Source organism: Natronorubrum sediminis (assembly GCF_900108095.1).
GTDB lineage: Archaea > Halobacteriota > Halobacteria > Halobacteriales > Natrialbaceae > Natronorubrum > Natronorubrum sediminis.
In genome coordinates, this window is record NZ_FNWL01000001.1 from 1,267,705 (window position 1) to 1,290,813 (window position 23,109).

Here is a 23,109-nt window from a genome sequence, read left to right on the forward strand (position 1 = left end):
GCATGGCACGCAGTCGGTGACTGAGATGGAAGTGTTTCCTGCCGTAGTTCTACGTACTACGTCCACCGTGATATCTATAGTGCCAATGTGATTTGGTACGGCCGAGCGAGCACCCCAACAATGCGTGCGTTCTGTCGGCAGCCCGTCAGTTTTACCAATGGCGTAGTGACATTTTGAAACTACTCCCACGGATGTGTCCCACGCTCGCTCGGCCAGAGCGGATACCAGTACTCCTTCTCGCGTTCGATCTCGAGTTCGCCGTCGAGTGTCGCCTCGAGTTTGAACTCGGCACTCGAGTCGCGTTCGCGTCCGGATCGCGGCGCGAACGGGTAGTAGCGTCCGCGTCGGAACGAGTAGATCCAGTACGCCGGTCCGTCGCGGTGGGTGTAGGCGAACACGGCGGCGAGCAGGCGGGAGCCGTAGCCGTGTTCGATGAACGTGTCCGCGGCGAAGTGCATGCTCGTGATCAGGTCCTCGGGGTCGTCGTCTTCGAGGACGACCCAGTGATAGCCGTGGTCATCGCTCGTGACCGAGAAGTCGGTGCCGGTCTCCTCGCGGCCGGCCTCGAGGATCGCCTCGACTTCGTCGACGGCGTCGCGAAAGCTTCCCGAGTCGACGCCGGAGAAACAGAGCGCGCCGACATCCGCGGAGTCGTACCGAAGATCGGTCTGCATCGTGATGTAGGCAGTGCTCATCCCGAAGAGGTCGTCAGGGTCGGCGTCGCGTTTAGCATCGCTCTCGGCGCGAAGTCCGAGTACGGCACGAAGTCCATCCAGCAGTCCCATATCTCGAGTGTGAACCGCGTCGCCTTAGAACGCCTGCATTTCTTGCTCGAGGTCGCGTAGTGCCTCGACGCGGTTTTCAGTCGAGGGGTGCGTGCTGAAGAGTTTCCCGACGATGCCCGACTTGATCGGGATGATGAAGAAGGCGTTCATCTCGGCTTCTTCGCGCATGTCGTTTTTGGGCACGTTGTCCATCTCACCGGAGATTTTGAGGAGTGCAGAGGCGAGCGCGGAGGGGTTGCCAGTGATGGCAGCAGCCCCGCGGTCGGCGGAGTACTCGCGATAGCGCGAGAGCGCGCGGATCAATAGGTAGCTGATGATCCAGACGAGCAGGGAGACGAGGATAGCGACCATGATCCCGGCCCCACCTTTCCCGCCGCCGCGATTCCCGCCGCCGAAGAACGCGCCCCAGCGAACGATCATGAACGCGATGGTCGAGAGGAACGAGGCGATGGTCATCACCATCATGTCTCGATTCTTTACGTGCGCGAGTTCGTGTGCGAGGACGCCGTCGAGTTCGTCGTCGTCGAGCGTTCGCATCAGTCCCGTCGTCACTGCGACGGCCGCGTTTCGCTGATTTCGGCCGGTCGCGAAGGCGTTTGGGACGTTCGAGTCGATAACGGCGACTTTCGGCTTCGGAAGGTCGGCTTGCTGTGAGAGGCGTTCGATAGAACCGTGAAGTTGTGGATACTCCTCTGCAGAGACCGTCTGTGCACCCATACTTTTGAGCGTGAGTGTGTCGCTGTAGAAGTACTGCACCAGCGAGAAGCCGCCGAAGACGAGCGCGAAGACGATCATACTGCCGCCCATGTAGAGGGAGATTGCACCCGCGAAGACGATGTACAGTGCAAAGAGCAAGAACATCGTCAAAAACATCCGAAACCGAAGTCCCCAGTCCGCCTGCCAGTTCATACTGAAACCAATGGGCTCAGATACAATAAGTACCCTGACGGTTCGGTCGCGAGACGCGACCGTCGTGAACTGAACAAATCGAACCCGACTCGAGTTGTCGTTCCGTCGAGCGAATCACCGAACCCCCTCGTTTCGCATGGAAACCCGCAGACACGAGTACCGAGACGAACGACAAAATCGGGTGTGTCGGACGTGCGTCTGACGTTTTCGCCTCGGCAACTCGACGTAAAACCCCGTGATTTTGAAGTGAACAATCGACGCGTGAAACGAGATAAAACGGCGATTTTTCGATCGGTGTACTCGGCAGGTGCACACGGGGGATGGTTGTGAGTGAGCGAACAATTGCACGAGAGTGTGTGCCCAGAGAAACGATTCTATCGGACCGATAGGTAACGCGGAGCAATTTTATCACTACTGTATGGCAAACCAAACGAGGCGGAGCGTCCTGCAGTACGCAGGCGTGACGCTGACCCTCGGATCGCTCGCCACTGGTGCAACGGCGGCCAACGACGTGGCCACCGCCGAGTCCTCAGCGTCGGAGGAAGCTGACGGGTGGTCCTCACTCGGCGGAAACGCGGGCAACAACAGCGTCGTGCCCGCCTCGAGCGCTCCGGAGGAACCGGTCGACGTCGCGTGGGAGTACGACCACGGCGGCCCCGTCGCAGTCGACGACGGAACCGTGTTCGTGGTGGCCGACGGTGCCGTCCACGCCCTCGACGCGGCCGACGGATCGCTCGAGTGGGAAACGGAGGACGTGGGCGCGAGTGGGGCGCCCGCAGTGACCCCCGATTCCGTCCACGTTGGTGGGGAACAACTGACGAAGGTCGATCGGACCGACGGTGGGGTCTGTTGTCAGGCGGATCTCGGCCCCGACGAGGTGATTCCGTCGCCGACCATTGCGGACGGGCTCGTGATCGTCGTCGCGGAGGGGGCGCTGTACGCCGTCGACGTCCAAGATCACGAGATGGAGTGGTACGTCGAACCGAGCGAACCGCTCTACGAGCAACCGGTCGCCGTCGCCGACGGCGCGGTCTTCGCGACGAGTGAATCGAAAGCGTACGCGCTCGAACTCGACGACGGCTCGAGGCGCTGGATCGACGACGAACCGGAAGGCGACGACGAATACAGTCGGTTCCCTGAACCGGGTGCCAATCAACCAAACCACCCCGTGGCGACGGATGGCGTCGTCGCGATCGGTAGCGCAGATTCCGAAGACGGTTCGATCTACCGAGAGGGGCACGTGACGCTGTACGACACGGAAACCGGTCGGAAACGCGAGCACAACGAACGTGGGGCGTTCATGCCCGCTCTGGTCACCGACGACGCGTTCTACGCGTTCGACGCGTACAACGTGACGGGGTACGATCGCGAGTCCGGGTCAGAAGTGTGGGACACGGAGGTGAACACGTACCGCGTTCCCTCGATCGCCGTCGGCGACGGAATCGTCTACGCGGGCCTCGCCGTCGACGGCGAGGCGTACGGTCCGGATGAGGTACCCGAGCCCTCGGACGGCGTCTACGCTTTCGACGAGGAAACCGGCGAAATCGAGTGGGCCGTCGGCACCGACGAGATTCCGACCATCGCACTCGCAGACGAGACGATCTACGCCAGTTCGGAGACGCTGGTGGCCATCAGGAACGAGGACGACGACCGAAGCGAGGAACCGGACGAAGAGGAGGAAGAGGAGAACGACGACGGTGACGGCGGCGAAACTGACGACGACGAATCGGAAGACGAGAGCTCCGATGGCGACAGCGAGTCCGACGACAGCGACGGTGACGACGGCGACTCGAGCAGTAGTAGTGACGACGGTAGCAGTGACGAAGGTGACGACGACGCTTCGGGAAGCGACGATGACGACACCGAACGCGACGACGCAGACAGCGATGCGTCGGGGAGCGACGAGAGTGACGACGCAGACGATAGTGATTCCGACGACATCGGTGCCGGAGACGACGCGGACGACACCGGTGACGATGGGGACGATTCAGACGACGGTGACGGCGCAGACGATAGCGTACCCGGTTTCACCGCGGGTGCGGGTGCCGTCGGTGGCCTCGCGACCCTCGAGTGGCTCCGACGAAAGGCGGGTGACGCCGAGGAACCGGCCGAGTAACCGTCGGCGACCAAGCGGTAGCGACGGAAAGACGGGCGGAAGGCGGGCCGTTTAACTCACTCACTCTCCAAGCGGGGGCAATGAGTGAGTCGCGTGCGTTCTGTCCCCGGTGTGGGGAGGCAGTTCCCGAACGGTCGGCGAGCGACGCGAACGACGAGGACGCGACGGATCCCCTTCGACCCGGCGCGGACGTCGAACTCTGTGATTCCTGTTACTTCGACGACTTCGACTTCGTCGACGCGCCGGAGCGAATCGACGTTCGCGTCTGTGCGACCTGCGGGGCCGTCTATCGCGGAAATCGGTGGATCGACGTTGGGGCCCAGGACTACACCGACATCGCGATCGAGGAAGTGAGCGAAGCGCTCGGCGTCCACGTCGACGTAGAAGACGTCGCCTGGCAGGTCGAACCCGAACAGATCGACCCGAACACGATCCGGATGCACTGTTACTTCACGGGGGTCGTCCGGGGCACGCCGGTCGAAGAGCAGGTGACGGTACTGGTCAGAATCGCCCGTCAGACCTGCCAACGCTGCGGTCGAATCGCCGGCGACTACTACGCCAGCATCGTCCAGATCCGGGCCGAGGATCGAACGCCGACGAGCGAGGAACTCGAGCGGGCAGAGGAGATCGCGAACACGATCGTCGCCGACATGGAGGCGACCGGCGACAGAAACGCCTTCGTCACAGAGACGAGCGAGACCGACGACGGACTGAACATCAAGGTCTCGACTAACAAGATCGGGAAGAAAATCTCGAACAAGATGATCGAGGAGTTCGGCGGAACGGTCAACGACGCCGAAACGCTCGTCACGGAGGACTCAGACGGCAACGAGGTCTATCGCGTTACCTTCGCCGTTCGCCTGCCACCGTATACGCCCGGTGAGATCATCGACCTCGAGGACGACGACGGCCCGGTGATCGTCCGCAGCGCTCGCGGGAATCTCAAAGGCGTGCGGGCGACGACCGGGGAGCGATACGAAGCGAGCTACGAGGAGGGGAACTCACCGGATGCGCGCAGACTCGGACACCTCGCGGACGGGGTCGAAACGACGGTCGTCACCGTCGAGGACGACAACGCGGTGCAGGTACTCGATCCGGAGACCTATCGGGCGAAGACGGTCGCGCGGCCGTCGTACTTCGATCCGGACGCCGAAACGGTTCCCGTGCTCAAGAGTCGAGCAGGGTTGCACATCCTCCCCGACGACGGACGCGAAGACGATGAGTGACGACGACGCGACCCCCGCGAGGGGCGACGGCGAGTCGAGTTCCGAGAACGGCCGCGACCCAGAAACGACCCCCGAAGACGTCCTCGAGCGAACGCGCGCCGACGCGCCACTCGCCGCCGTCGTCGAAAAGCCGCGTTCGGAGACGGCTATCGAGTCGCTTCGAGCCGAAGGCGTCTACGACGATTCGCGACGAGTGCGCGAGGACGGCCCCGAACGGGTCGCACTACCGATCACGGAGCCGCCGACGGAGACGCCAGTACTCGAGGTCGTCCGGCAACTCGAGCCCGAGCCTCGAAACCCGGATCTCGAGGATCGCCTCGCTGCTCGTGGCTGGAGCGAGACGGCCCTCGAGTCGGCCCCCGGTTCGTGGGCCGTGATCGGGTCGGTCGTGATGGTGACGATTCCGGACGACTGTCCGGACGAACGGGAACTAGGCGAGGCGTTGCTCGAGATACACGGCGAAGCTGACAGCGTGTTGGCCGACGAGGGAATCGCGAACGACGGCGAGGCGGGCACGTTTCGTGAACCGAAGACGCGACACGTCGCGGGCGAGCGAGAGACCGAGACGATCCACACTGAACACGGGACGCGCTACGGCCTCGATCCGTCGAAGGTGATGTTCTCGCCGGGGAATCAGGCCGAACGGGCACGGATGGGCGAGCTGGTGGAGGCCGACGAACGCGTCTTCGACATGTTCGCCGGCATCGGCTACTTTACGCTCCCGATGGCTCGCGCCGGCGCGCACGTCACGGCGACCGAACGGAATCCGACCGCCGTTCGCTACTTGCTCGAGAACGCGATGCTCAACGGGGTCGAGACGCGCGTCGACGCCTACGTGAGCGACTGTCGAGACATCGCGAGCGACGTCGAGGCGGATCGAGTCGTCATGGGCTACTACGGCAGCGCGGCCGATGGTGGGGACGATGAGGGGCGAAGCGAGGACGGACAACGCGAGGACGGTCACGGAACCCGAGCCGACGAGGCTCACGACTTTCTGTCGGATGCCCTCTGTGCGCTCGTACCCGGCGGCGTCGTCCACTATCACGAGGCGACGCCCCGCTCGCGGCTGTGGGAGCGGCCGCTCAAGCGACTCGAGACGGCGAGCGAGGAAGCCGGTCGGGAGTTCGAGGTGCTCGAGAAGCGACGCGTCAAGAGCCACAGCGCCGGCGTCGACCACGTCGTCGTCGATGCGCGCTTCGAGTAGCGCTCGGTGACGGAACCGAACCCTCGAAGCCGGGTCCTTCGGCGGTTCGACGAAGCGTGTTTCTGTCTCGAAGCCACCGGTGAATGGTGATACGGCGGCGTCCCGTAGGGCACCTCGAGGAACTACGCGACGGTGTCGACCGTCATCGAGTGCCCCGGTTGGCCGAGCGGACTGTCGTGCTCGACCGTTTATTCGGGGTTCGGCCCTCGCGACCGGCCGTCCAAGTAACAGCCCGTTCGTTTCGAGTTCATGCACTCGAGTGGCCGACGCGAAACCGCAGATGCGTCACGTCTGAAGACTCGACTACCCTCGTTCGCTCCAGTTCGGTTCCGGCGTGAGCCGATCGCTCGAACAGCCTGATCCCGTCGCCCAGCAACACGGGTGCGATATGGACCTCGAGTTCGTCGAGCACGCCCGCCTCGACACACTGCTGGATCGTCCTCGCGCCGCCGGCGATCGAGACATCAGCGCCGTCGGCCGCCCCCGTCGCTCGTTCGAGGGCGACCTCGAGTCCGTCGGTCACGAAGGTGAACGTCGTCTCGCCCAGATCGAGGGGCGCTCGCTCGTGGTGCGTGAGCACGAACACCGGCACGCCGAAGGGCGGGTCCTCGCCCCAGTGGCCCTCGAAGGGATCGTCACCCCACGGCCCTTCGCCGTTGTCGAACATCCGCCTGCCCATCACCACCGCGCCGACGTTCTCGATGGACTCGGCGAATGTCTCGTCGGCCCGGCCCGTCTCGCCGCCCTCGAGACCGTGGACCTCCCGCCAGCTCGCGAGGTCGTAGATCCACTCGTGGAGTCGCTCGCCGCCGTCGCCGAGCGGGTTTTCGCGGCTGTCGTTCGGGCCGGCAACGAAGCCGTCGAGCGAGACCGAGATGTTCGCACGGACCTCGGTCATCTCAGGGCCACCTCCGCTCCCAGATTCGCCGTCGGTGGGGCCCGTCATCGGATCTCACCTGGATATCGCTTGCGGTCGTATGCTTGGAGACGCCGACGGCCCTCACGGCTCGGCCCCCGACTCGTCGACGGACGCCTCGAGCTTCTCGAAGCTCTGGCTCCAGCCCATTTCCATCCCGCCGAGGGCCTCCTCCACCGCCGGCGTCGCCGAGACGACGTCCGCTTCCAGCGTGAGATGGGTCTGATCGCCGTCGGCTTCGAACGTGATGGTGTGTCGGACCTCGAGTTGGTGACCACCGTCGTCGTCCTCGAACGCCCGGCTCGTGAGGACGAGCCGTTCGGGTTCGACGACCTCGTGGAACACCCCCTCGTCGGGGTAGACAGTGCCATCGGGCGCTTCCATGTCGATGCTGAACGCGCCGCCGGGGCGCGCGTCCACCTCGCAGTCGGGGACGGTGAATCCGTGGGGCCCCCACCACTCGGCGACCTGTTCGGGGTTGGTCCACGCCGCCCACACCGCCTCGCGGGGGGCGTCGACGGTTCGCGTGATCGTCGTGTCGTACTCGCTCGGATCGAATTCGTGCTCGCCGGTCGTGTCTTCGGTCATCGTTCTCGGCCCTCGTCGTTTCGCACGGTCGCCGCCAGCGTTTCGATCGCCGCCGTCCATCCCTCGGCGTGTTGCTTGGTGGTCTCTCGGTCCGGGAGTCCCTCGTGAGTGAGCACGACCTCGGTGCCCTCACCAACCTCGTCGAACTCTACCGTCACTCGGCCGACGTACCAGGTGTGGACGAGGCGCTCGCGCTCGGTTACCTCGAGGAACTCGCCTTCGATGTCGTAGTCGCCCTCGTCGTCACGCATGGTGATCGAGAACGAGCCGCCGGGTTCGGCCTCGAGCGCGTGGATCTCGACGTCCATCAGGTCCGATCCGTACCACCGACGAACCTCGTCGGGATCGGTGAACGCCCGCCAAACGCGCTCGCGTGGGGCGTCGACGGTCCGGCTGATCGTCAGGTGCTCAGCGCGCGATTCGGATACTGCTTCGGTGTTCGCCGTGTCGTCTGTCATTGGTCTGCTTCCTCCAGATGGTCCTCGAGTGCGTCGAACCGATCCTCCCAGAAGACGCGGTAGCGGGTGAGCCACCCGAAGGCGTCGCTCAGCGGCGCACCATTCAGATGACACCGACGCACGCGTCCGTCCTTCTCGACGTCGATGAGCCCCGCGTCCTCGAGTACCTGCAAGTGCTTCGAAACTGCTGCCAGGGACATATTGTGTGGCTCGGCCAGGTCGCTGACGCGATCCGGTCCGCTAGCTAACTGCTCGATAAGTTCCCGTCGGGTCGGGTGAGCCAGGGCTCCGAAGATCGCGTCGAGATTGAGGTCGTCCGATTCCCGTTCAACCATCTAGTTGAATAGATGCGGAGCTATTATTTAACCATTTAGTTGAATGACATGTACCTCTCGGAAACCGACGCGTCGAGAGCCACAGCACCGACGTGGATCACGTCGTCGTGGATGCGCGAATCGAGTATGGCTGTGAGCCTGTCCGCGAGTGAACACTCGGAGGATCGAACAGTCGTGACATTCATGCACTCCCAGCGCGAGTGGAACACTATGGACAGAAATCAGTTCATCGCGCTCGGTTTCGCGATCCTCATGATGACCTCGATGATCGCGATGGGCGCGCTGGCTGCAATCTGAACGACACGGCCGTCACTTTCTCGTTCCCGGATGCGGAGTCCCTACTGCTGTTTCGAGCGTCCTAGCCATCAGTATCCCAGACATCAGCCAGCGGGCTCGAGGAAGACGAACTCGACGAAGATCCTCGCGAGCGTTGATAGCGCGAGCGCTCTCGTGAGGAGTCCGTCGTCTCGGTCTGTGTCCCGCGGCCGGTCGCGCCGTGTTGGTCGGCGAGTGCGCTGGTTGGCTGGAACGACGGTAGATCCGGCTCACCCATTCGGGTGACTTGCGCTTCGAACCAGTCGGGCATATCCGTTCGGGCCCGCTCGAAGAGATCGAGCAGACTCGAGTCCGCGAGGTAGGTCGCGCCGTGGTCGTCGGGGGCGCGAACGACGCGACCACAGCCCTGGATGACCGTGCGGAGGGCAGTTCGGTAGTACCAGGCCCACTGGCCCTCCTCGAGTCGGTGGGCGACTCGAGAGTCGCCGGTGTTGAGGAACGGGGCTTTACACAGTACCTGCCAGCGACAGAGGTCGCCCTTGAGGTCGAGCGCTTCCTCCATCTTGACCGAGAGGAAGACGTCGGGGTCGTCGCTGGCTTTCCAGGCGTCGAGGGCGGCGTCGCGGCCGTCGCGGTCGTGGGTGCGGACGCGGTCGCCGACGCCGAAATCGGAGAGCATGTCGGCGAGTCGCTCCTGAATGTCGTAGGAGTGGGCGTGAATCAACCCCTTCTCGTCGGGGTGGTGTTGCATGAGCCGAACGATCGTGCGCGCGATCTTCGGCGTCGTCTCGTCGCGGTGCTCGTAGGTCATCTTCCCCTGTGTCACGTCGTACAGCGGCCGGTTCTCGACAGGGAAGGTGTGTTCGACGTCGACCAGCGCGACATCGTCCGGATCGAGTCCGACTTGCCGACAGAACGCCTCCTTGTTGAGAATCGTCGCCGAGAGCAGCGCGAACTTGTTGCCCCGATCCCAGACGGTGTGTCTGAGGTACTTCTCGGGGCTCATCGGCTTGATCGTGAGCGGGCCGCCGGCGGGGTCGTCGTCCTCGTCTCGCTCGTCCGCGCGAGCCCTCGAGGGTTCGGATTGATCGACGAGCCACGTCGTCGGACTCTGTGGGTCGCGATAGTCCGAGACGAACCAGTCGAGTTCGCCGATGAGTTCCTGCAGGCGGTCGCGTTCGCGGACCTCGCCGGGCGAGAGCGAGTCCTGTCCGAGTAAGTCGTCTTTCCGGCGGCCACAGGTCTGGGCGAGGTTCTCGGCGTAGCGAACGGCTCGCTCGAGGGAGTCGATCTCGGGAACGCGTAGGTCGTCCCAGAAGGGGACCGTTCGCGGGCCGAGTTGGATCGTCGCGTACATTTCGGCCCACTCGGCGAGGCCGTGGGCTTCGTCGACGACGACGACGTCCCGTTTGCGAAAGACCTCGCTACCGGCGGTTTGCATGAAGTACGCGAGCGTCATCGCCGCGATGGAGCGATTCGACGCGATTGCGCGGTCGGAGAAGTACGGACAGCGGTGTTTGACCGAACAGTCGTAGCCGCGTTCGCGAACGCAGGGGGCCTGATTGACGGGGGTGTTGCGCTCTTCCGGGAGGATACAGGAGTAGTTCGACTTCCCGCGGATGACGTTGAGGTCGGCCAGCAAGTCGTCGGCCGCCACGTCGTCGAGTTGGGAGACCTGGGGCGTCGTGTAGTACGCACCCGTCGGATCGCTCGGGTCGGCGTCGTCGACCCGGCGTGCACAGCCGGCGACGGCGCGGGCGAGCAGGGACTTGCCACTCCCCGTCGGCGCGCGAACCAAGACGACGTCGTTGCCGGACGCGAACGCGTCGCGAATGTCCCGCAGGGCCTGCTCCTGGGCACCGCGATAGCTGGGGGCGGGGAACGCCTCGAAGATCCGCTCGGGATTCACCGTTCGATGCACGGGGTGGCCACACCCTAAAGGCTGCGAACCGTTGCTCGTCGTGCAGTTTCTCCCTCCTACACTCGCCCGCAGGTGGGGACTCGAGACATGATCGAGTGGGTGACTCGGCCGCGAACGGACACCCTACCGCGACAGTGGACTCGAGTGTGCGCGGGTAGGCTGGGACTATCACCCGGACGTCGGCCGTAACCGAACGATTACAAAGACGGATCCGGCCAACGAATGCGAGTACGGAAGGGTCGCTCAGCGGAAAGAGCATCGCGGTGCCATCCGGCCCGCGGCGGCCATTGTGCCACGTGGCGTTCAAATCCCACCCCTTCCGCTTGCGGCAGCGACTGCCGCAGCGATCGTGGTTGTGGCTTACGCGACTCGAACACGGTCAGTCGACGAACGGTCTGCTTCGGCGACGGTGGCGCACTCGACTCACGTACCATCACGGCGAACCGGCACGCGAACGCCCGTCATTCGTCAACTGACGGATACGGGCGACGGCGGGGACGACCGAGACGTCCCATCACGGCCGGTTACCCAGTCATCGAGCGCCGATCCAACGCGAATTTTTTGTGACCGGTAGCCCAGAAGAGACGACTCAGTCGATCACTAATTGCGACGTCTCCGCGTCGACCTGTTCGAGCCGAGCAACGTCGTCAGCGGTCGGCTCGTCGGGAAGCTCCTCGAGACAGGGATAACACAGCAGGTGCTCCGTCCCGTCTGCGAGTTCGAGCGTGATCGCGGTGCCCTCCGCGCCGTCGCCGAACGTCCAGACGTTGGCGATGCCGCCGGCGACAGAAACCGTCCGTCCGCAGCCGTCACAGGAGTCCCGTGCCATACTCGAGGATGGGTTCTCGACGCTGAAAGTCGTTCTCCCGGGAGGGTGAACTCGCACTCGAGGGTGGTCGACGATGTGCACACCCACTCGACGGCGACACGAAGCGAGAGCGCAGACGCTCGCGATGCTCTCGAAACGCCAGACTGGGACGCCCTCGAGTGCTCTCGGGGAGCCCGGCCGACGTTTCAGGAACGCCAGCGTATCCGCTCACGAGAGGAGCGGGGAGTCTGACAGTGCGTCGGTAAAACGGCGCGTCGTTGCCTCAGTCGGATTTTATCTGCTCGAACTGATCGAGGAGGTCCTCCGCAGACTCACCGGAGTCGTACTCGACCGTTCCGTGATAGATCGTCCGCTCGTCGTCGAAATCGGCGTCGACCTTCGACGCCTGCTGCTCGCGCCGCTCGTGTTCATCTTCGTCATAGGCACCCATTGACATGGTAGCTATACACATGTTAGTTCGTGACGTACATTAATGTACCGATCACACCACCCGGATGCCGGAACTTTCGCTACGGCGGGTGCCGGACCGCTCCCTACGAGTTTCCGACTGGACTCCGCGAAGACCCGTCCCAGACGCGTAACACGTATGCACGCTCGCACCAAAATGAGCGTGTGGCACGGCCGCTTCGCTTTCGGTATTCGCCCACGTCGTGGAGCGAACAGAAAGTCCGACACGAGATTTTGCAACCCCTTCGCTCGAACATTGGCGCTCGAGCGGTTTCGCCCCGTTTCGAGATCGGCGCGAACTGGGAGACGCATCGCTTCGAGATGCAAAACGGCGACGTCGCGCTCTTCGCGCGAAACGACGACGAAGCCTACTGGATGGGAAACACCGAGACGCCCTCTTCGCTGTGGCGGACCAACAAGGTCGGCTGGCGAGAGGTTTCCTATCACGTCACTCGTTGGAGCAAGCGAGAACTCCTCGCGACCCTTCACGAGGAAGATCCGTGGCTCGCCGATTACCCACACATTTCGTGGTTCTTCCTCCCCGTTTTCATGTCCAAAGACGGCCGCGAGTCCACTCGAGCGTTCTTCCGGGAACACGCCGCCGGCTTCCCCGACGCCGGCCGCCGCGAGACGACGCGCTTTTTCGAAGACTTCCTTCAAACCGGTGTCCTCGACGAGTATCGACACGTCATGTCGGGCAAACTCGGGACCAGCGACCACGTCGACCGCGTTCGAATGAGCGCCGCATTAGGCGAGTTCATCGCGGCGAAGATCCTCACCGAGGCTGGCTACGCCGTCGAGCCTGAGATCGAGGTCACGACCGGTCACTCGCTGGATTTCCGGGCCGAAGACGAGTCGACGAACGTCCTCGTCGAAGTGACGCGCCCGCAACCGCCGGCTAATCGCTCGGCCTCCGGTCCCGTCGCCGCCGTGCGCGACACCGCCGAGACGAAGACCAACGGCCAACTCGCCGAACACGGCGGCGGTGCCGTCCTCTTCGTCGACTGCTCGAGTTTTCGCGACGAGGCCTGGAACGCTGTCCGCGGCGAACAACCCGACGTTCGCCACCGCCCCGCCGTCGTCTATCGCACTCGACCGAACGGACACGTCGAAGGCTACCAGAAGGGGTCGGTTCCACTCGATCTGAACGGTGCCTTGGAGTTGCTGAACTGAACGGGCCGGTTTCTCCGAATTCCTCTCAATTTCTGTGACAGTACAGACACGTATATGGTATGCGGTAGCAACAATCAACCCATGCGTGCAGCAGTTCTCGAAGAACACGGCGAACCGCTCTCGATCGAAGACGTCGACGCACCGGAGCCCGACCCCCGGGGTGCCGTCGTCGAAGTCGAAGCCTGCGGCGTCTGCCGGAGCGACTGGCACGGCTGGCAAGGCGACTGGGGGTGGCTCGGTCTCGAGACTCAACAGGGTCAGATTCTCGGCCACGAGCCCGCGGGAACGGTCATCGCCGTCGGTGACGAAATCGAGAACGTCTCCGAAGGCGATCACGTCGCCGTCCCGTTCAATTTGGGCGACGGTACCTGCCACGAGTGTCGTCGCGGCCACTCGAACACCTGCGAGAACGTGATGCCACTCGGATTCGTCCCGCCCGTTCAGGGGGCGTTCGCCGAACAGGTCCACGTCCCAGCCGCCGACCACAACCTCGTTCAACTCCCCGACGGTGTCTCGTCGGTCGACATGGCCGGCCTCGGCTGTCGGTTTATGACCTCGTTTCACGCGCTGGCCCACCGAGCAGACGTGAGCGCGGGCGACTGGGTCTCCGTTCACGGTGTCGGCGGCGTTGGCCTCTCGGCGGTCCACATCGCCGACGCCCTCGGCGCGAACGTGATCGCCGTCGACCTCAAAGAGCAGAAACTCGAGAAAGCCCAGGAACTGGGGGCCGTCGAGACGGTCAATGCGAGCGACGCAGACAACGTCGCGGCCGAGGTCAAAGCCATCGCCGACGGCGGTGCCGACGTCTCGATGGACGCCCTCGGAATCGAGACGACGTCACAAAATTCGGTCCAGAGCCTCGGCAACCGCGGCCAGCACCTCCAGGTCGGCCTCACCACGCAGGACGAACAGGGGATGATCACCGTCCCCTCCGACGCGATGGTGATGCAAGAGATCGAGTTCATCGGCTCGCTCGGCATGCCCCCAACTCGGTACGACGAAATCTTCCGAATGGTCTCGACCGGAAAGCTCCGGCCCGCTGACGTCGTCTCCGAGACGATCGACCTCGAGGACGTCTCCGACAAACTCGCGGCGATGACCGACTACGAAACCGAGGGCATCCCGGTCATCGATAGCTTCTAGGACGTACCGTTTTCCGCTTCGGGTTCGCTCGCTGCGTGTTCGCCCGACTCGTCGCACGAACACGCTACTCGCGAGCAGTCAGCGCAAAAACCGACACGAAAAAGGCCGATCGCTCGCGAGTACAGCAGTTACTATTCGTCTGCAGTGGAAGTCCAGCCTGTCCTCCCCACAGCAGTCATACAGATGCGCTCGGCCTGTTCTATCGACAGTTTCGACAACCCGGAATCTCTAGCGTGACGTGCAAACGGGCGTTTGACACGTGAATAAGCAATCGAGCGAACGGAATGAGCGAAGGCCTCGGTATAAAGCGTGTTAGAAGGAAACGGCGTCAGGCGCGTACGGACTGCCGACCGGTGTCGGGTCGCGGTCGCTGTATCCGATTCGGCCAACCGCCTTGTTGCTGACGCCACACGAGAGCGCGAGGCGAACGTCGTCCGCCGTTTCGAACGTCTCGGACTCGAGACGAGCGAGGACGTCGCCGACGGTTTCGGAACCGTTGGGCAGTTCGATGGTCCGGTCACCCTGCTCTTCGATCAGTTCCTCGGTCGTCACGGGGTAGTCGTAGTCAGCGGCGAATTCGCCAGCGTTGGTGGGAACCATTACACCCTATCCTCTGTGAACAATAATTATAAACATTGTCCATATACGTTTTCTAGTCGCACTGCATACCTAGTAGACCTAAATGATCCTTAGTGACACTCTCGAGGTGACCGAACGCGGCCGATTTCGAGGAGTAACACCTTTAGGAGCGTCGCACTTCGCATCGAGTGAGATGCCCTACGCCGACCTCCACGTACACACGACGCGCTCCGATGGCAGCCTCGAACTCGAGGCGGTTCCCGACGCGGCCCGTCGCGCGGGCGTGGAGGTCGTCGCGGTGACGGATCACGATCGGCTACAGCCATTCGACGCGCCGGTCGTCGAACGAGCAGGAGTGACCATCGTTAATGGGATCGAACTGCGCGTTGAGACGTCGAGTGGCGATCGAGTCGATTTGCTCGGATACGGCGTCGAGCCAACCGAGGAACTCACGGCACTCGCGGACGGGATTCAGCAAAACCGGATCGAACGCGGGCAAGCTATCGTCGACTGCGTCGAATCGCGTTTCGGCGTCGACCTGGGCTGTACCGTCGACGACGGCTTCGGTCGCCCGCACGTCGCCCGCGCGGTCGACAGTCATCCCGACCTCGAGTTCGACTACGAGGGGGCGTTCGACCACCTCATCGGCTACGGCGACCCCTGTTTCGTCGCGAGGGACGTCCCCTCGTTCGAGCGCGGACTCGAGATTCTCGAGGAGGCGTGCGCGCTGGTCTCGCTCGCGCATCCGTTTCGATACCGCAATCCCGACGCGGCGCTGTCACTGACGAGTCATCCGGCTCTCGAGGCCGTCGAGGTGAACTATCCCTACGACGGCGCGACCGTCGATCGGGAACTGCTCGAGGAGACGGTCGAGCGCCACGACTTGCTCGTGACGGGTGGCAGCGACGCCCACGGGGAGAGCCTCGGCGTTGCTGGGCTCTCTTCTCGCGAGTACGACGCACTCAGCGTTGGCGAAACATGACGGAAGTGCGGCCGATAGCGGAGGGTTCAATGCCCCGTGGGGCCAAGGTTCGGGCATGAACTGTCACTACTGTGACCACGAGGCCGCGTTCGCTGCGGAATCAGAGGGGCTCAAAGTCGGCCTCTGTGAGGAGCACTTTCGCGAACGGTTACAGGAACTCGCCGAAGCCGACGGACTCGAGACGTTGAAAGAGAAAGTCGACGTCGACCGCGCGGAGTAACGACGCGCTCGGCGAAATCTATCTGCAGTGGACGAAGAACGTGCGCTGCTCGAACGACCCGACGCTCAGGCCGTTCGGCCGGCGTCGACGTCGATCGCGTCGACCGGACAGACGTCGACACAGAGCATGCAATCGATACACTGGGCTTCCTTCGCCGGATCTGCCTTCTCCTCGCTTTCGGGGTGACCGGGGGTGTCGACCCACTCGAAGACGTCGACGGGACAGTCCTCAAGACAGGCACCGTCGGCGATACAGAGGTCGAAGTCGACTGCGACGTGGGTGCCGTGGATGCCGAGTTCCTCGGGTTCGTCGACCGGTCCCCAGACGACGTGGCCCTCGTGTTCGTCGACCTGTTCGCGATTCTCGTGAAACTGTGGATCTATGGCCATTGCTAACAGATGAAAACAAGCGGCGCGCACTTAAAAGTATACGCCCGCTGTCGGTCCGTACACTCCCCAGACAGTCTCGGAGTTCGACGGAACCACCCTCGAATTACGAGTCGCCGTCGAACGACGAAACGCGCTCGAGTCGGTCGTTGAGGAGTTCGCGCATCCAGACGGCGAAGCCGTGGTCGCGACCGTACGACCAGACGGCCATCTCGTTGGTCACGCCGGGAAGGTCGCTCTGTTTGAGTCCCGTCGCGATAATTTCCCGATTGTCCGTCATAAGTAGTTGACCCGGGAATTCGGCGTAGACTTCCTCCGTGAACTGAAGGTCGGGCGAGACGACGATAGTCGCGTTCGGGTCGTCGATCTCGAACGCGTCACGGTCGTCCTCCGTCGGCACTTCGATGTAGACGGAAACGCCGCGTTCGGCCGCGTTTGCCAGGCCCTCGAGGATTTCCTGACGCGCCATCTCGGTCGCCGGCGCGATGTAGTGGACGATCTCGTCGGCGTCGTCCAGAAACGTGACGATCCGTTCGGTCACGTACTCTTGTTGCGTGATCGCCCACATCCCTTCGTCCGCTTTGGACTCCGGGCGTTCGAGTTGCTCGAGGGCGTTTTCGGCGGCGTTGATTCGCGAATCGTAGTCCTCACGGATTCGACGGCAGGCCGTGTCGATCTCGACGGCGTTGTACTCGCGCGGATCGGTTTGTTGAACGTTGACCAGGCCCCGTCGTTCGAGGCGTTCGATCGTGTCGTACACGCGCGACCGAGGAACGTCGGCAACCTGGCTGATTTCCTTTGCGGTGCCACTCGAGAGTCGAGTGAGTGCGACGAAACAGCGTGCTTCGTACTCCGTGAGCCCGAGTTCGTGGAGTGTGGAAACGGCTTCCTCAGCGTCGGCCACGAGACGAAGACGACGCGCGTGATCAAAAATCTCGAGGCTTGCGTTCGCCACACCCGCGAACGGACGGGCGTTACTCGAACACGCGAAACGCGGTACTTCCACACGGACAGCCGTCGGCGCTTCCGATCGGTCGAACATCGTCGGCAGCCACCCAGACTGCCAGCGCTATGCCACAGTCACGACACTGTGCAGCACCCCGCTGACGCGATTGTGTTGTCATGAACGCTGATTTGCTCGTCGGACGGATAAGCAGTCTGCGAGTGTTCTCGAAGTACCGATGGTGGTGTTCCAGTCGTAACAACAGCCTCGATCGAAGCCACCCTGTCGGAAACAGAGCGCGCCGTTTTTGACCCGTCCCTCTATAGGTGTCACCATATGGATCTCACTCATCGCCCTCGCCGGCTCCGTCAGGACCGGGTCCGCGGGCTCGTCAGCGAGACGAGTCTCGAGCCCGCGGACCTCATCGCGCCGGTGTTCGTCGATGCGACGACCGAGGAGCGAGTCCCCATCGAGACGATGCCGGGGCACGAACGCGTTCCGCTTTCCGAGGTCGTTGACCGCGTCGAGGAAGTCCGCGAGACCGGCGTCGAGGCGATTATGCTGTTCGGAATTCCGGAATCGAAAGATCCCGACGGAACGCGCGCGTGGGCCGAAGACGGCGTCATTCAGGAGGCGACGCGTCGAATTACAGCCGAGACCGACACGTACGTCCTCACGGACGTCTGTCTCTGTGAATACACCGACCACGGCCACTGCGGGCCACTCGAGGAGCCACTCCAGAGCGACGACGAGCACACCGACAGCGGCCCGGCCTGTGACCCGACGCTGACGGTGGACAACGACGCCACGCTCGAGGCGCTCGATAAAATCGCCGTCTCCCACGCCGAAGCGGGGGCTGACATGATCGCACCCAGCGGCATGATGGACGGGATGGTCGGGGCGATCCGGGAGGGGCTCGACCGCGAAGGGTTCGAAAACGTTCCGATCATGAGCTACGCGGCGAAGTACCAGAGCGCGTTCTACGGGCCGTTTCGCGACGCGGCCGACGGCGCGCCGGCCTTTGGCAACCGCCGGCACTATCAGATGGATCCCGCGAACGCGCGCGAAGCCATGCGCGAGGTTCGACTCGACGTCGAGCAAGGCGCGGACGTGCTGATGGTCAAGCCCGCCTTGCCCTACCTCGACATCGTCTCGGATATTCGACGGGAGTTCGACCATCCGGTTGCCGCGTACAACGTCTCCGGTGAGTACGCCATGCTCCACGCCGCCGCGGAAAAGGGCTGGCTCGACCTCGAGGAAGTCGCGCTCGAGTCGTTGCTCTCGATCAAACGGGCGGGTGCGGATCTGATTTTGACGTACTTTGCGGAGGACGTCGCCGAATCGCTCCCCGCGTAAGTCCACAGACGGGGTGTTTCGGACGAACGTCCACCAGCGGTCGACTCTACCGTGAGCGAGGCAACATCTGCCGCGCGTGACGGGATGGATCCACAGTGTGACGGTGGAGCGGTGATTTTTGACGCGTTCGGGGACGAAAACGGTCTCGCCGGGATTGAGAAAGCACACATCTCTCGCGAACGACTCGGCCACGTTGCAGCGGCCATACCCTTATACACATAATAGTCGATCTAGATTTTTGCGTTTGTCCCTAATACACCCGTTTTACCATCCAAACATCAACGCTAATCGTTATATGTGACTGGCCCATCCCACTCAGACGTGATTTGGAACACATCTATGAGGCAAGTTGGAGAAACGGTGGACAAACAACCACAATACGCAGATAGTTTCGACGGATCAGTGGAGGGATGGGCATGATCGATCCCGTGCTCCTCGAGATTAGTGCCGAAGAGGTCGAGTCGCTCGCGACGGGGGTCAACCTCGTGTGGATGCTCGCCGCGACGTTCCTGATCTTCTTCATGCACGCCGGATTCGCGATGCTCGAGGCGGGACAGGTCCGCTCGAAGAACGTCGCGAACCAGTTGACGAAGAACATGCTAACTTGGGCGGTCGGAATTCTCGTGTTCTTCGCGATCGGAATGGGCATTTCGAACAACGTCGGGACGATACTCGGCGGTGGCAGCGGTTCCAGCGCGCTGACACAGTTCGGCGTCGATGGCGGCTACGACATGGCCGAAATCCTGTTTAGCGCGGTGTTCGCGATGACCGCCGCGACGATCGTGTCCGGTGCAGTGGCGGGCCGCGCGAAATTGCGCGCCTACGTCACGTACACGTTCTTGCTCGCCGCAGTCATCTACCCGGTCGTCGCCGCGATGGTCTGGTATGCACCAGGCGCCGACGCTCCGATCCTCGATAGTCTCGGCTTCGCCGACTTCGCGGGCGGGATGGTCGTCCACGGCGTCGGCGGCGTCGCCGGGCTAACCGCAGCCTGGATTCTCGGCGCTCGCATGGACAAGTACAACGACGACGGCAGCGTCAACATCATCCCCGGTCACTCGCTGACGTTTGCCGTGCTGGGGACGCTGATCCTCTGTTTCGGCTGGTTCGGCTTCAACGTCGGGACGGCCGCGACGGTGTTTAACCCCGAATCGGCCGCCGATGGGGTCCTCGAGCTCGGTGACTTCGGATACGTCGGCAGTGTCGCGATCGTCACCGCCCTCGGGATGGGACTCGGTGCACTCGGTGCCTCGAGCGTCTCGCTGGCACTGAACGGGAAGGTCGATACACTCTACGTCGCCAACGGCATGCTCGCCGGCCTCGTCGGCGTCACGGGTCCGACGGACCTCATCACACCGATGGGTGCGATCGCGATCGGATTTATTGCCGGCGCACAGCTGCCGATCGTCTTCAAACTCGTCGACGAGAAACTCAAGATCGACGACGTCTGTGCAGTGTTCCCGGTCCACGGGACTGCAGGGATGCTCGGACTGATACTCTACCCACTCTGGTCGCTCGAGGGAACCGCCATTGGTGGCGGCGTCATCTCCGGCGGCATCCTCTCGATCGAAGCGAGTGCGTTCGCACCACAGATCATCGGCGTTGCGGTCATTACGATCTGGACGGTCGCGGCAACTGCAGCCGTCTGGGGCGCCTTCAAGGCCATCGGTGAAGCTCGAGTCACGCCAGATCACGAACGCGACGGACTCGATCTCGCCGAGCACGGCGTCGACACCTACCCAGAGTTCGGTGGGCCAGACGTCGCGACCGACGGCGGCTACACCGACGATAAGGCCATCCGCACGGACGGCGGGGAGGTGAACGAAGAGAAACGATCCTCGTCAGAGCTCCGCGCTGACGGTGGTGAGCCGAACGACGGCGAACTCAAGCTGGTCACCGCGATCATCCGGCCCGACCGACTCGGTGCGGTCAAGAAGGGGCTCGCCGAAATCGGCGCGCCGTCACTTACCGTCACGAACGTCTCCGGACGCGGCTCCCAGCCCGCCAAGAAGGGCCAGTGGCGCGGCGAAGAGTACACGGTTGACCTCCACCAGAAGGTCAAAATCGAGTGTGTCGTCGCGGACATTCCGGCCGGCGATGTCGTCGACGCCATCGCGGACGCCGCGAACACCGGCGAACCCGGTGACGGGAAAATCTTCGTGATCCCCGTCGAGGGTGCCTACCAGGTCCGGACCGGAAACAGCGGACAGGACGCCGTCTGAAGTCAGTTCGCGAGGGGGTGCTGGTTTTCTTCTCGGTTTGACCTTCTGAGTTCCTCGCATCCGGATTCTGACGCTCCGATAGGCCGGAGACACGCCACGAAAACCACCCAATCTGCCAATACGTTTATTCGTCCTGATTGTGAGGTCTCGAGTGAATGTCAGGACAACGCGGTAAGGGGCGAGAACAGGTGGGCGGGACGGAGATGCGCTACGACGAATCGGACGGTGGGGAACGTGAATCCGCGCGACAGACGCGCTCGGCGAGAACGGAGATGGCGTTACTCGAGGACGAAACGGTGCTCGTCGACGCGCAACCGACGTGGTGGGCGTGGGCAGGTCACCTCGTCGTTGCAGCAGTGATCGCACTCGTCGGCATCGTACTCGGTGACGGTATCGCCGTTCTCAGTGTGCTCGTGAGCGTCGCGATTGCGGGGTACGTCTGGTATCGTCGAAGCCGGGTGCACTATCTCATCACCGACAGACGAATCGTCGTCGTCGCGGGATTCTCGGCGCGGACGACGACCGAGACGTGGATGGAAGACGTACGGAGCATGCAGACGAAGGCGTCCGCGTTCGGTCGCCACCAGGGCTACGGGACGATCACCGTCTCTCACGCCGTGATTTCTCAGCGATTCAGTCGCACGTCGGGACTACGATTGCCGGGCGTTCCGGAGTACGAGCACGTCGCCGAGACGATTCGGCGGCGCCAATCCGAGCGAAAGGCCGTCGAGTACTGACGGCTGCGGACAACGACCGAACCTCGGTACTACTTTCCCGGTTCACGCCGAAGCACCCGGGTATGAACGACGACAACTCGCGCGAGCTGTACGATCGGGCGCTCTCGGTCATGCCCGGCGGGGTGAACTCGGCCGTTCGGGCGGCGATCGAACCCTATCCGTTCTTCGTCCAGAAAGGCGACGGCGGGCATGTCATCGACGCGGACGGCAACCGCTACATCGACTGGGTGATGGGCCTCGGTCCGCTCATGCTAGGCCACGACCTCCCACAGCCGGTGCAGTCACGAATTCAACAGAAAGCCAGCGAGGGACCGATGTACGGCACGCCCACCGAAATCGAAGTCGACCTCGCGGAGTTCGTCGTCCGCCACGTCCCGAGCGTCGAGAAGATTCGGTTCGTCAACTCCGGCACGGAGGCCACCGTCTCGGCGGTTCGGCTCGCTCGAGGTGCGACCGGTCGGAACAAGGTCGTGATCAACCAGGGCGGCTACCACGGCGCACAGGAGTCGACGCTGGTCGAGGGCGACGCCGAGAGCGTCGCGCCCTCCTCGGCCGGAATTCCTCAATCGTTCGCCGAGCACACGATTCCGGTGCCGTTCAACGACGAGACGGCCGTCCGCGAGGCCTTCGAGGAACACGGCGACGACATCGCGGCCGTCATGACCGAACCGATCCTCGGCAACTACGGCGTCGTCCACCCCGAAGACGGCTATCACGAGTTCCTCCGCGAGATCACCGAGGAACACGACTCGCTGCTCATCTTCGACGAGGTCATCACCGGCTTCCGCGTCGGCGGCCTCGGCTGCGCCCAGAGCGAGTTCGACGTCACGCCCGATCTGACGACGTTCGGGAAACTCATCGGCGGCGGCTTCCCCGTCGGTGCCATCGGTGGCCGCGCCGATCTTATCGAGCAGTTCGCTCCCTCCGGTCCCGTCTTCCAGGCCGGGACGTTCTCGGGCCACCCCGTCACGATGGCCGCCGGGCTCGAGACCCTACAGTTTGCCGCGGAGAACGACGTCTACGACCACATCGACGAACTCGGTGACCGACTCCGTGACGGGCTCTCGGATATCGTCGACGATCAGGCACCCGAGTACACCGTCGCCGGCACGGCCGGGATGTTCAAAGTGATCTTCACCCGCGACGGCGAAGCGCCACGGAACGCCGCGGACGTGAAAAACGCCGAAACCGACCGCTGGCGGCGGATCTTCTGGGGCCAGATGAAAGAACAGGGCGTCTTCCTCTCCCAGAATCAATTCGAGTGTCAGTTCGTCAGCTACGGTCACACCGACGAAGACGTCGACGAGACGCTCGAGGCGTACAAACACGCGCTGTAAGCGACGAGCAGATCGTTCGGA

Annotated in this window: 25 protein-coding genes and 1 tRNA gene; 13 read left to right on the top strand and 13 right to left on the bottom strand. The window is 63.2% G+C overall.

What is annotated here, in order from left to right; genetic code table 11:
* Positions 1 to 179 precede the first annotated feature (179 nt).
* Both pspAB and htpX read right to left on the bottom strand, forming a co-directional pair.
* Positions 180 to 785, bottom strand: a complete 606-nt coding sequence (pspAB, locus tag BLW62_RS06255) for a PspA-associated protein PspAB (protein WP_090506150.1) — start codon at positions 783 to 785, stop codon at positions 180 to 182.
* A gap of 24 nt (positions 786 to 809) precedes the next feature.
* Positions 810 to 1,694 (bottom strand): zinc metalloprotease HtpX, encoded by an 885-nt coding sequence (htpX, locus tag BLW62_RS06260; RefSeq protein ID WP_090506152.1) that lies wholly within the window; start codon positions 1,692 to 1,694, stop codon positions 810 to 812.
* 418 nt (positions 1,695 to 2,112) lie between these two features.
* On the opposite strand from htpX, the gene BLW62_RS06265 reads away from it, so the two are divergent.
* The 3 genes from BLW62_RS06265 (at position 2,113) to BLW62_RS06275 (ending at position 6,240) form a co-directional block, all read left to right on the top strand.
* The gene (locus BLW62_RS06265; protein ID WP_090506154.1) at positions 2,113 to 3,810 is read left to right on the top strand and encodes an outer membrane protein assembly factor BamB family protein; all 1,698 of its coding nucleotides are present in this window, start codon (positions 2,113 to 2,115) and stop codon (positions 3,808 to 3,810) included.
* Between the two features lie 80 nt (positions 3,811 to 3,890).
* Positions 3,891 to 5,036, top strand: coding sequence for a 60S ribosomal export protein NMD3 (locus BLW62_RS06270; protein WP_090506156.1), 1,146 nt, complete (start codon positions 3,891 to 3,893; stop codon positions 5,034 to 5,036).
* Positions 5,029 to 6,240: a class I SAM-dependent methyltransferase gene (locus tag BLW62_RS06275; RefSeq protein WP_090506158.1), complete on the top strand. Its 1,212-nt coding sequence runs from the start codon at positions 5,029 to 5,031 to the stop codon at positions 6,238 to 6,240. Before BLW62_RS06270 ends, BLW62_RS06275 begins: the two co-directional genes overlap by 8 nt.
* Before the next feature lie 247 nt (positions 6,241 to 6,487).
* On the opposite strand, the gene BLW62_RS06280 is transcribed toward BLW62_RS06275, so the two are convergent.
* The 4 genes from BLW62_RS06280 to BLW62_RS06295 all read right to left on the bottom strand — a co-directional run bounded on the left by BLW62_RS06280 (position 6,488) and on the right by BLW62_RS06295 (position 8,537).
* Positions 6,488 to 7,138: a dihydrofolate reductase family protein gene (locus tag BLW62_RS06280; protein WP_090506448.1), complete on the bottom strand. Its 651-nt coding sequence runs from the start codon at positions 7,136 to 7,138 to the stop codon at positions 6,488 to 6,490.
* Between the two features lie 102 nt (positions 7,139 to 7,240).
* Positions 7,241 to 7,744, bottom strand: coding sequence for an SRPBCC family protein (locus BLW62_RS06285; protein WP_090506160.1), 504 nt, complete (start codon positions 7,742 to 7,744; stop codon positions 7,241 to 7,243).
* Positions 7,741 to 8,202 carry an SRPBCC family protein gene (locus BLW62_RS06290; protein WP_090506162.1) on the bottom strand — a complete coding sequence of 154 codons (462 nt, stop codon included), beginning with the start codon at positions 8,200 to 8,202 and terminating at the stop codon, positions 7,741 to 7,743. The genes BLW62_RS06285 and BLW62_RS06290 overlap by 4 nt, the downstream gene beginning before the upstream one ends.
* Positions 8,199 to 8,537, bottom strand: a complete 339-nt coding sequence (locus BLW62_RS06295; protein ID WP_090506163.1) for an ArsR/SmtB family transcription factor — start codon at positions 8,535 to 8,537, stop codon at positions 8,199 to 8,201. The genes BLW62_RS06290 and BLW62_RS06295 overlap by 4 nt, the downstream gene beginning before the upstream one ends.
* Before the next feature lie 48 nt (positions 8,538 to 8,585).
* Between BLW62_RS06295 and BLW62_RS06300 the strand changes: the two genes are divergently transcribed.
* Complete coding sequence (locus BLW62_RS06300) at positions 8,586 to 8,834, top strand: hypothetical protein (protein WP_090506165.1); 249 nt, start codon at positions 8,586 to 8,588, stop codon at positions 8,832 to 8,834.
* Positions 8,835 to 8,895: 61 nt separating this feature from the next.
* Here the strand turns inward: BLW62_RS06300 and BLW62_RS06305 are convergent, their stop codons facing one another.
* Positions 8,896 to 10,722 carry a helicase C-terminal domain-containing protein gene (locus tag BLW62_RS06305; protein ID WP_090506167.1) on the bottom strand — a complete coding sequence of 609 codons (1,827 nt, stop codon included), beginning with the start codon at positions 10,720 to 10,722 and terminating at the stop codon, positions 8,896 to 8,898.
* 244 nt (positions 10,723 to 10,966) lie between these two features.
* On the opposite strand from BLW62_RS06305, the gene BLW62_RS06310 reads away from it, so the two are divergent.
* Positions 10,967 to 11,056 (top strand) — tRNA-Gly (locus BLW62_RS06310).
* Between the two features lie 267 nt (positions 11,057 to 11,323).
* On the opposite strand, the gene BLW62_RS06315 is transcribed toward BLW62_RS06310, so the two are convergent.
* Positions 11,324 to 11,563 (bottom strand): DUF7561 family protein, encoded by a 240-nt coding sequence (locus BLW62_RS06315; RefSeq protein WP_076582620.1) that lies wholly within the window; start codon positions 11,561 to 11,563, stop codon positions 11,324 to 11,326.
* 262 nt (positions 11,564 to 11,825) lie between these two features.
* The gene (locus tag BLW62_RS18560; protein ID WP_168170965.1) at positions 11,826 to 11,999 is read right to left on the bottom strand and encodes a DUF5786 family protein; all 174 of its coding nucleotides are present in this window, start codon (positions 11,997 to 11,999) and stop codon (positions 11,826 to 11,828) included.
* A gap of 176 nt (positions 12,000 to 12,175) precedes the next feature.
* Between BLW62_RS18560 and BLW62_RS06320 the strand changes: the two genes are divergently transcribed.
* Complete coding sequence (locus BLW62_RS06320; RefSeq protein ID WP_090506168.1) at positions 12,176 to 13,183, top strand: DUF5784 family protein; 1,008 nt, start codon at positions 12,176 to 12,178, stop codon at positions 13,181 to 13,183.
* Between the two features lie 81 nt (positions 13,184 to 13,264).
* The gene (locus tag BLW62_RS06325) at positions 13,265 to 14,326 is read left to right on the top strand and encodes a zinc-dependent alcohol dehydrogenase family protein (RefSeq protein WP_090506170.1); all 1,062 of its coding nucleotides are present in this window, start codon (positions 13,265 to 13,267) and stop codon (positions 14,324 to 14,326) included.
* Positions 14,327 to 14,638: 312 nt separating this feature from the next.
* Here the strand turns inward: BLW62_RS06325 and BLW62_RS06330 are convergent, their stop codons facing one another.
* The gene (locus BLW62_RS06330; RefSeq protein ID WP_090506171.1) at positions 14,639 to 14,926 is read right to left on the bottom strand and encodes a DUF5789 family protein; all 288 of its coding nucleotides are present in this window, start codon (positions 14,924 to 14,926) and stop codon (positions 14,639 to 14,641) included.
* Between the two features lie 172 nt (positions 14,927 to 15,098).
* Between BLW62_RS06330 and BLW62_RS06335 the strand changes: the two genes are divergently transcribed.
* Both BLW62_RS06335 and BLW62_RS18565 read left to right on the top strand, forming a co-directional pair.
* On the top strand, positions 15,099 to 15,887 hold the full coding sequence (locus BLW62_RS06335; protein WP_090506172.1) for a PHP domain-containing protein: 789 nt from the start codon (positions 15,099 to 15,101) through the stop codon (positions 15,885 to 15,887).
* 55 nt (positions 15,888 to 15,942) lie between these two features.
* On the top strand, positions 15,943 to 16,107 hold the full coding sequence (locus BLW62_RS18565; RefSeq protein WP_168170964.1) for a DUF6757 family protein: 165 nt from the start codon (positions 15,943 to 15,945) through the stop codon (positions 16,105 to 16,107).
* Positions 16,108 to 16,172: 65 nt separating this feature from the next.
* Here BLW62_RS18565 and BLW62_RS06340 read toward each other — a convergent pair whose 3' ends face one another.
* The 3 genes from BLW62_RS06340 to BLW62_RS18570 all read right to left on the bottom strand — a co-directional run bounded on the left by BLW62_RS06340 (position 16,173) and on the right by BLW62_RS18570 (position 17,617).
* The gene (locus BLW62_RS06340; protein ID WP_076582629.1) at positions 16,173 to 16,496 is read right to left on the bottom strand and encodes a 4Fe-4S dicluster domain-containing protein; all 324 of its coding nucleotides are present in this window, start codon (positions 16,494 to 16,496) and stop codon (positions 16,173 to 16,175) included.
* A 103-nt stretch (positions 16,497 to 16,599) separates the two neighbouring features.
* Positions 16,600 to 17,397, bottom strand: a complete 798-nt coding sequence (locus tag BLW62_RS06345) for a TrmB family transcriptional regulator (protein WP_245726672.1) — start codon at positions 17,395 to 17,397, stop codon at positions 16,600 to 16,602.
* A 70-nt stretch (positions 17,398 to 17,467) separates the two neighbouring features.
* A complete protein-coding gene (locus BLW62_RS18570; protein WP_175459690.1) occupies positions 17,468 to 17,617 on the bottom strand; it encodes a hypothetical protein in 150 nt (49 codons plus the stop codon).
* 155 nt (positions 17,618 to 17,772) lie between these two features.
* On the opposite strand from BLW62_RS18570, the gene hemB reads away from it, so the two are divergent.
* From hemB to hemL, 4 genes are all read left to right on the top strand, one after another.
* Entirely contained in the window at positions 17,773 to 18,792 is a 1,020-nt protein-coding gene (hemB, locus tag BLW62_RS06355) for a porphobilinogen synthase (protein WP_090506175.1), read from the top strand.
* A gap of 416 nt (positions 18,793 to 19,208) precedes the next feature.
* Entirely contained in the window at positions 19,209 to 21,014 is a 1,806-nt protein-coding gene (locus tag BLW62_RS06360) for an ammonium transporter (RefSeq protein WP_090506449.1), read from the top strand.
* A gap of 155 nt (positions 21,015 to 21,169) precedes the next feature.
* Positions 21,170 to 21,751 carry a PH domain-containing protein gene (locus BLW62_RS06365; protein ID WP_245726673.1) on the top strand — a complete coding sequence of 194 codons (582 nt, stop codon included), beginning with the start codon at positions 21,170 to 21,172 and terminating at the stop codon, positions 21,749 to 21,751.
* Positions 21,752 to 21,813: 62 nt separating this feature from the next.
* Positions 21,814 to 23,088, top strand: coding sequence for a glutamate-1-semialdehyde 2,1-aminomutase (gene hemL / locus BLW62_RS06370; protein ID WP_090506176.1), 1,275 nt, complete (start codon positions 21,814 to 21,816; stop codon positions 23,086 to 23,088).
* Positions 23,089 to 23,109: the final 21 nt, after the last annotated feature.

Excerpts from the sequence above, each read along its gene's own strand:
- BLW62_RS18565 (WP_168170964.1), top strand. The coding sequence starts at position 15,943 with ATGAACTGTCACTACTGTGACCACGAGGCCGCGTTCGCTGCGGAATCA.
- BLW62_RS06315 (WP_076582620.1), bottom strand. The coding sequence starts at position 11,563 with ATGGCACGGGACTCCTGTGACGGCTGCGGACGGACGGTTTCTGTCGCC.
- BLW62_RS06300 (WP_090506165.1), top strand. The coding sequence starts at position 8,586 with ATGTACCTCTCGGAAACCGACGCGTCGAGAGCCACAGCACCGACGTGG.
- BLW62_RS06270 (WP_090506156.1), top strand. The coding sequence starts at position 3,891 with ATGAGTGAGTCGCGTGCGTTCTGTCCCCGGTGTGGGGAGGCAGTTCCC.
- pspAB (WP_090506150.1), bottom strand. The coding sequence starts at position 785 with ATGGGACTGCTGGATGGACTTCGTGCCGTACTCGGACTTCGCGCCGAG.
- BLW62_RS06360 (WP_090506449.1), top strand. The coding sequence starts at position 19,209 with ATGATCGATCCCGTGCTCCTCGAGATTAGTGCCGAAGAGGTCGAGTCG.
- BLW62_RS06325 (WP_090506170.1), top strand. The coding sequence starts at position 13,265 with ATGCGTGCAGCAGTTCTCGAAGAACACGGCGAACCGCTCTCGATCGAA.
- BLW62_RS18570 (WP_175459690.1), bottom strand. The coding sequence starts at position 17,617 with ATGACAACACAATCGCGTCAGCGGGGTGCTGCACAGTGTCGTGACTGT.
- BLW62_RS06330 (WP_090506171.1), bottom strand. The coding sequence starts at position 14,926 with ATGGTTCCCACCAACGCTGGCGAATTCGCCGCTGACTACGACTACCCC.
- BLW62_RS06265 (WP_090506154.1), top strand. The coding sequence starts at position 2,113 with ATGGCAAACCAAACGAGGCGGAGCGTCCTGCAGTACGCAGGCGTGACG.
- BLW62_RS06365 (WP_245726673.1), top strand. The coding sequence starts at position 21,170 with ATGTCAGGACAACGCGGTAAGGGGCGAGAACAGGTGGGCGGGACGGAG.
- htpX (WP_090506152.1), bottom strand. The coding sequence starts at position 1,694 with ATGAACTGGCAGGCGGACTGGGGACTTCGGTTTCGGATGTTTTTGACG.
- BLW62_RS06275 (WP_090506158.1), top strand. The coding sequence starts at position 5,029 with ATGAGTGACGACGACGCGACCCCCGCGAGGGGCGACGGCGAGTCGAGT.
- hemL (WP_090506176.1), top strand. The coding sequence starts at position 21,814 with ATGAACGACGACAACTCGCGCGAGCTGTACGATCGGGCGCTCTCGGTC.
- BLW62_RS06280 (WP_090506448.1), bottom strand. The coding sequence starts at position 7,138 with ATGACCGAGGTCCGTGCGAACATCTCGGTCTCGCTCGACGGCTTCGTT.
- BLW62_RS06340 (WP_076582629.1), bottom strand. The coding sequence starts at position 16,496 with ATGGCCATAGATCCACAGTTTCACGAGAATCGCGAACAGGTCGACGAA.
- BLW62_RS06335 (WP_090506172.1), top strand. The coding sequence starts at position 15,099 with ATGCCCTACGCCGACCTCCACGTACACACGACGCGCTCCGATGGCAGC.
- BLW62_RS06290 (WP_090506162.1), bottom strand. The coding sequence starts at position 8,202 with ATGACAGACGACACGGCGAACACCGAAGCAGTATCCGAATCGCGCGCT.
- BLW62_RS18560 (WP_168170965.1), bottom strand. The coding sequence starts at position 11,999 with ATGTCAATGGGTGCCTATGACGAAGATGAACACGAGCGGCGCGAGCAG.
- hemB (WP_090506175.1), top strand. The coding sequence starts at position 17,773 with ATGGATCTCACTCATCGCCCTCGCCGGCTCCGTCAGGACCGGGTCCGC.
- BLW62_RS06285 (WP_090506160.1), bottom strand. The coding sequence starts at position 7,744 with ATGACCGAAGACACGACCGGCGAGCACGAATTCGATCCGAGCGAGTAC.
- BLW62_RS06295 (WP_090506163.1), bottom strand. The coding sequence starts at position 8,537 with ATGGTTGAACGGGAATCGGACGACCTCAATCTCGACGCGATCTTCGGA.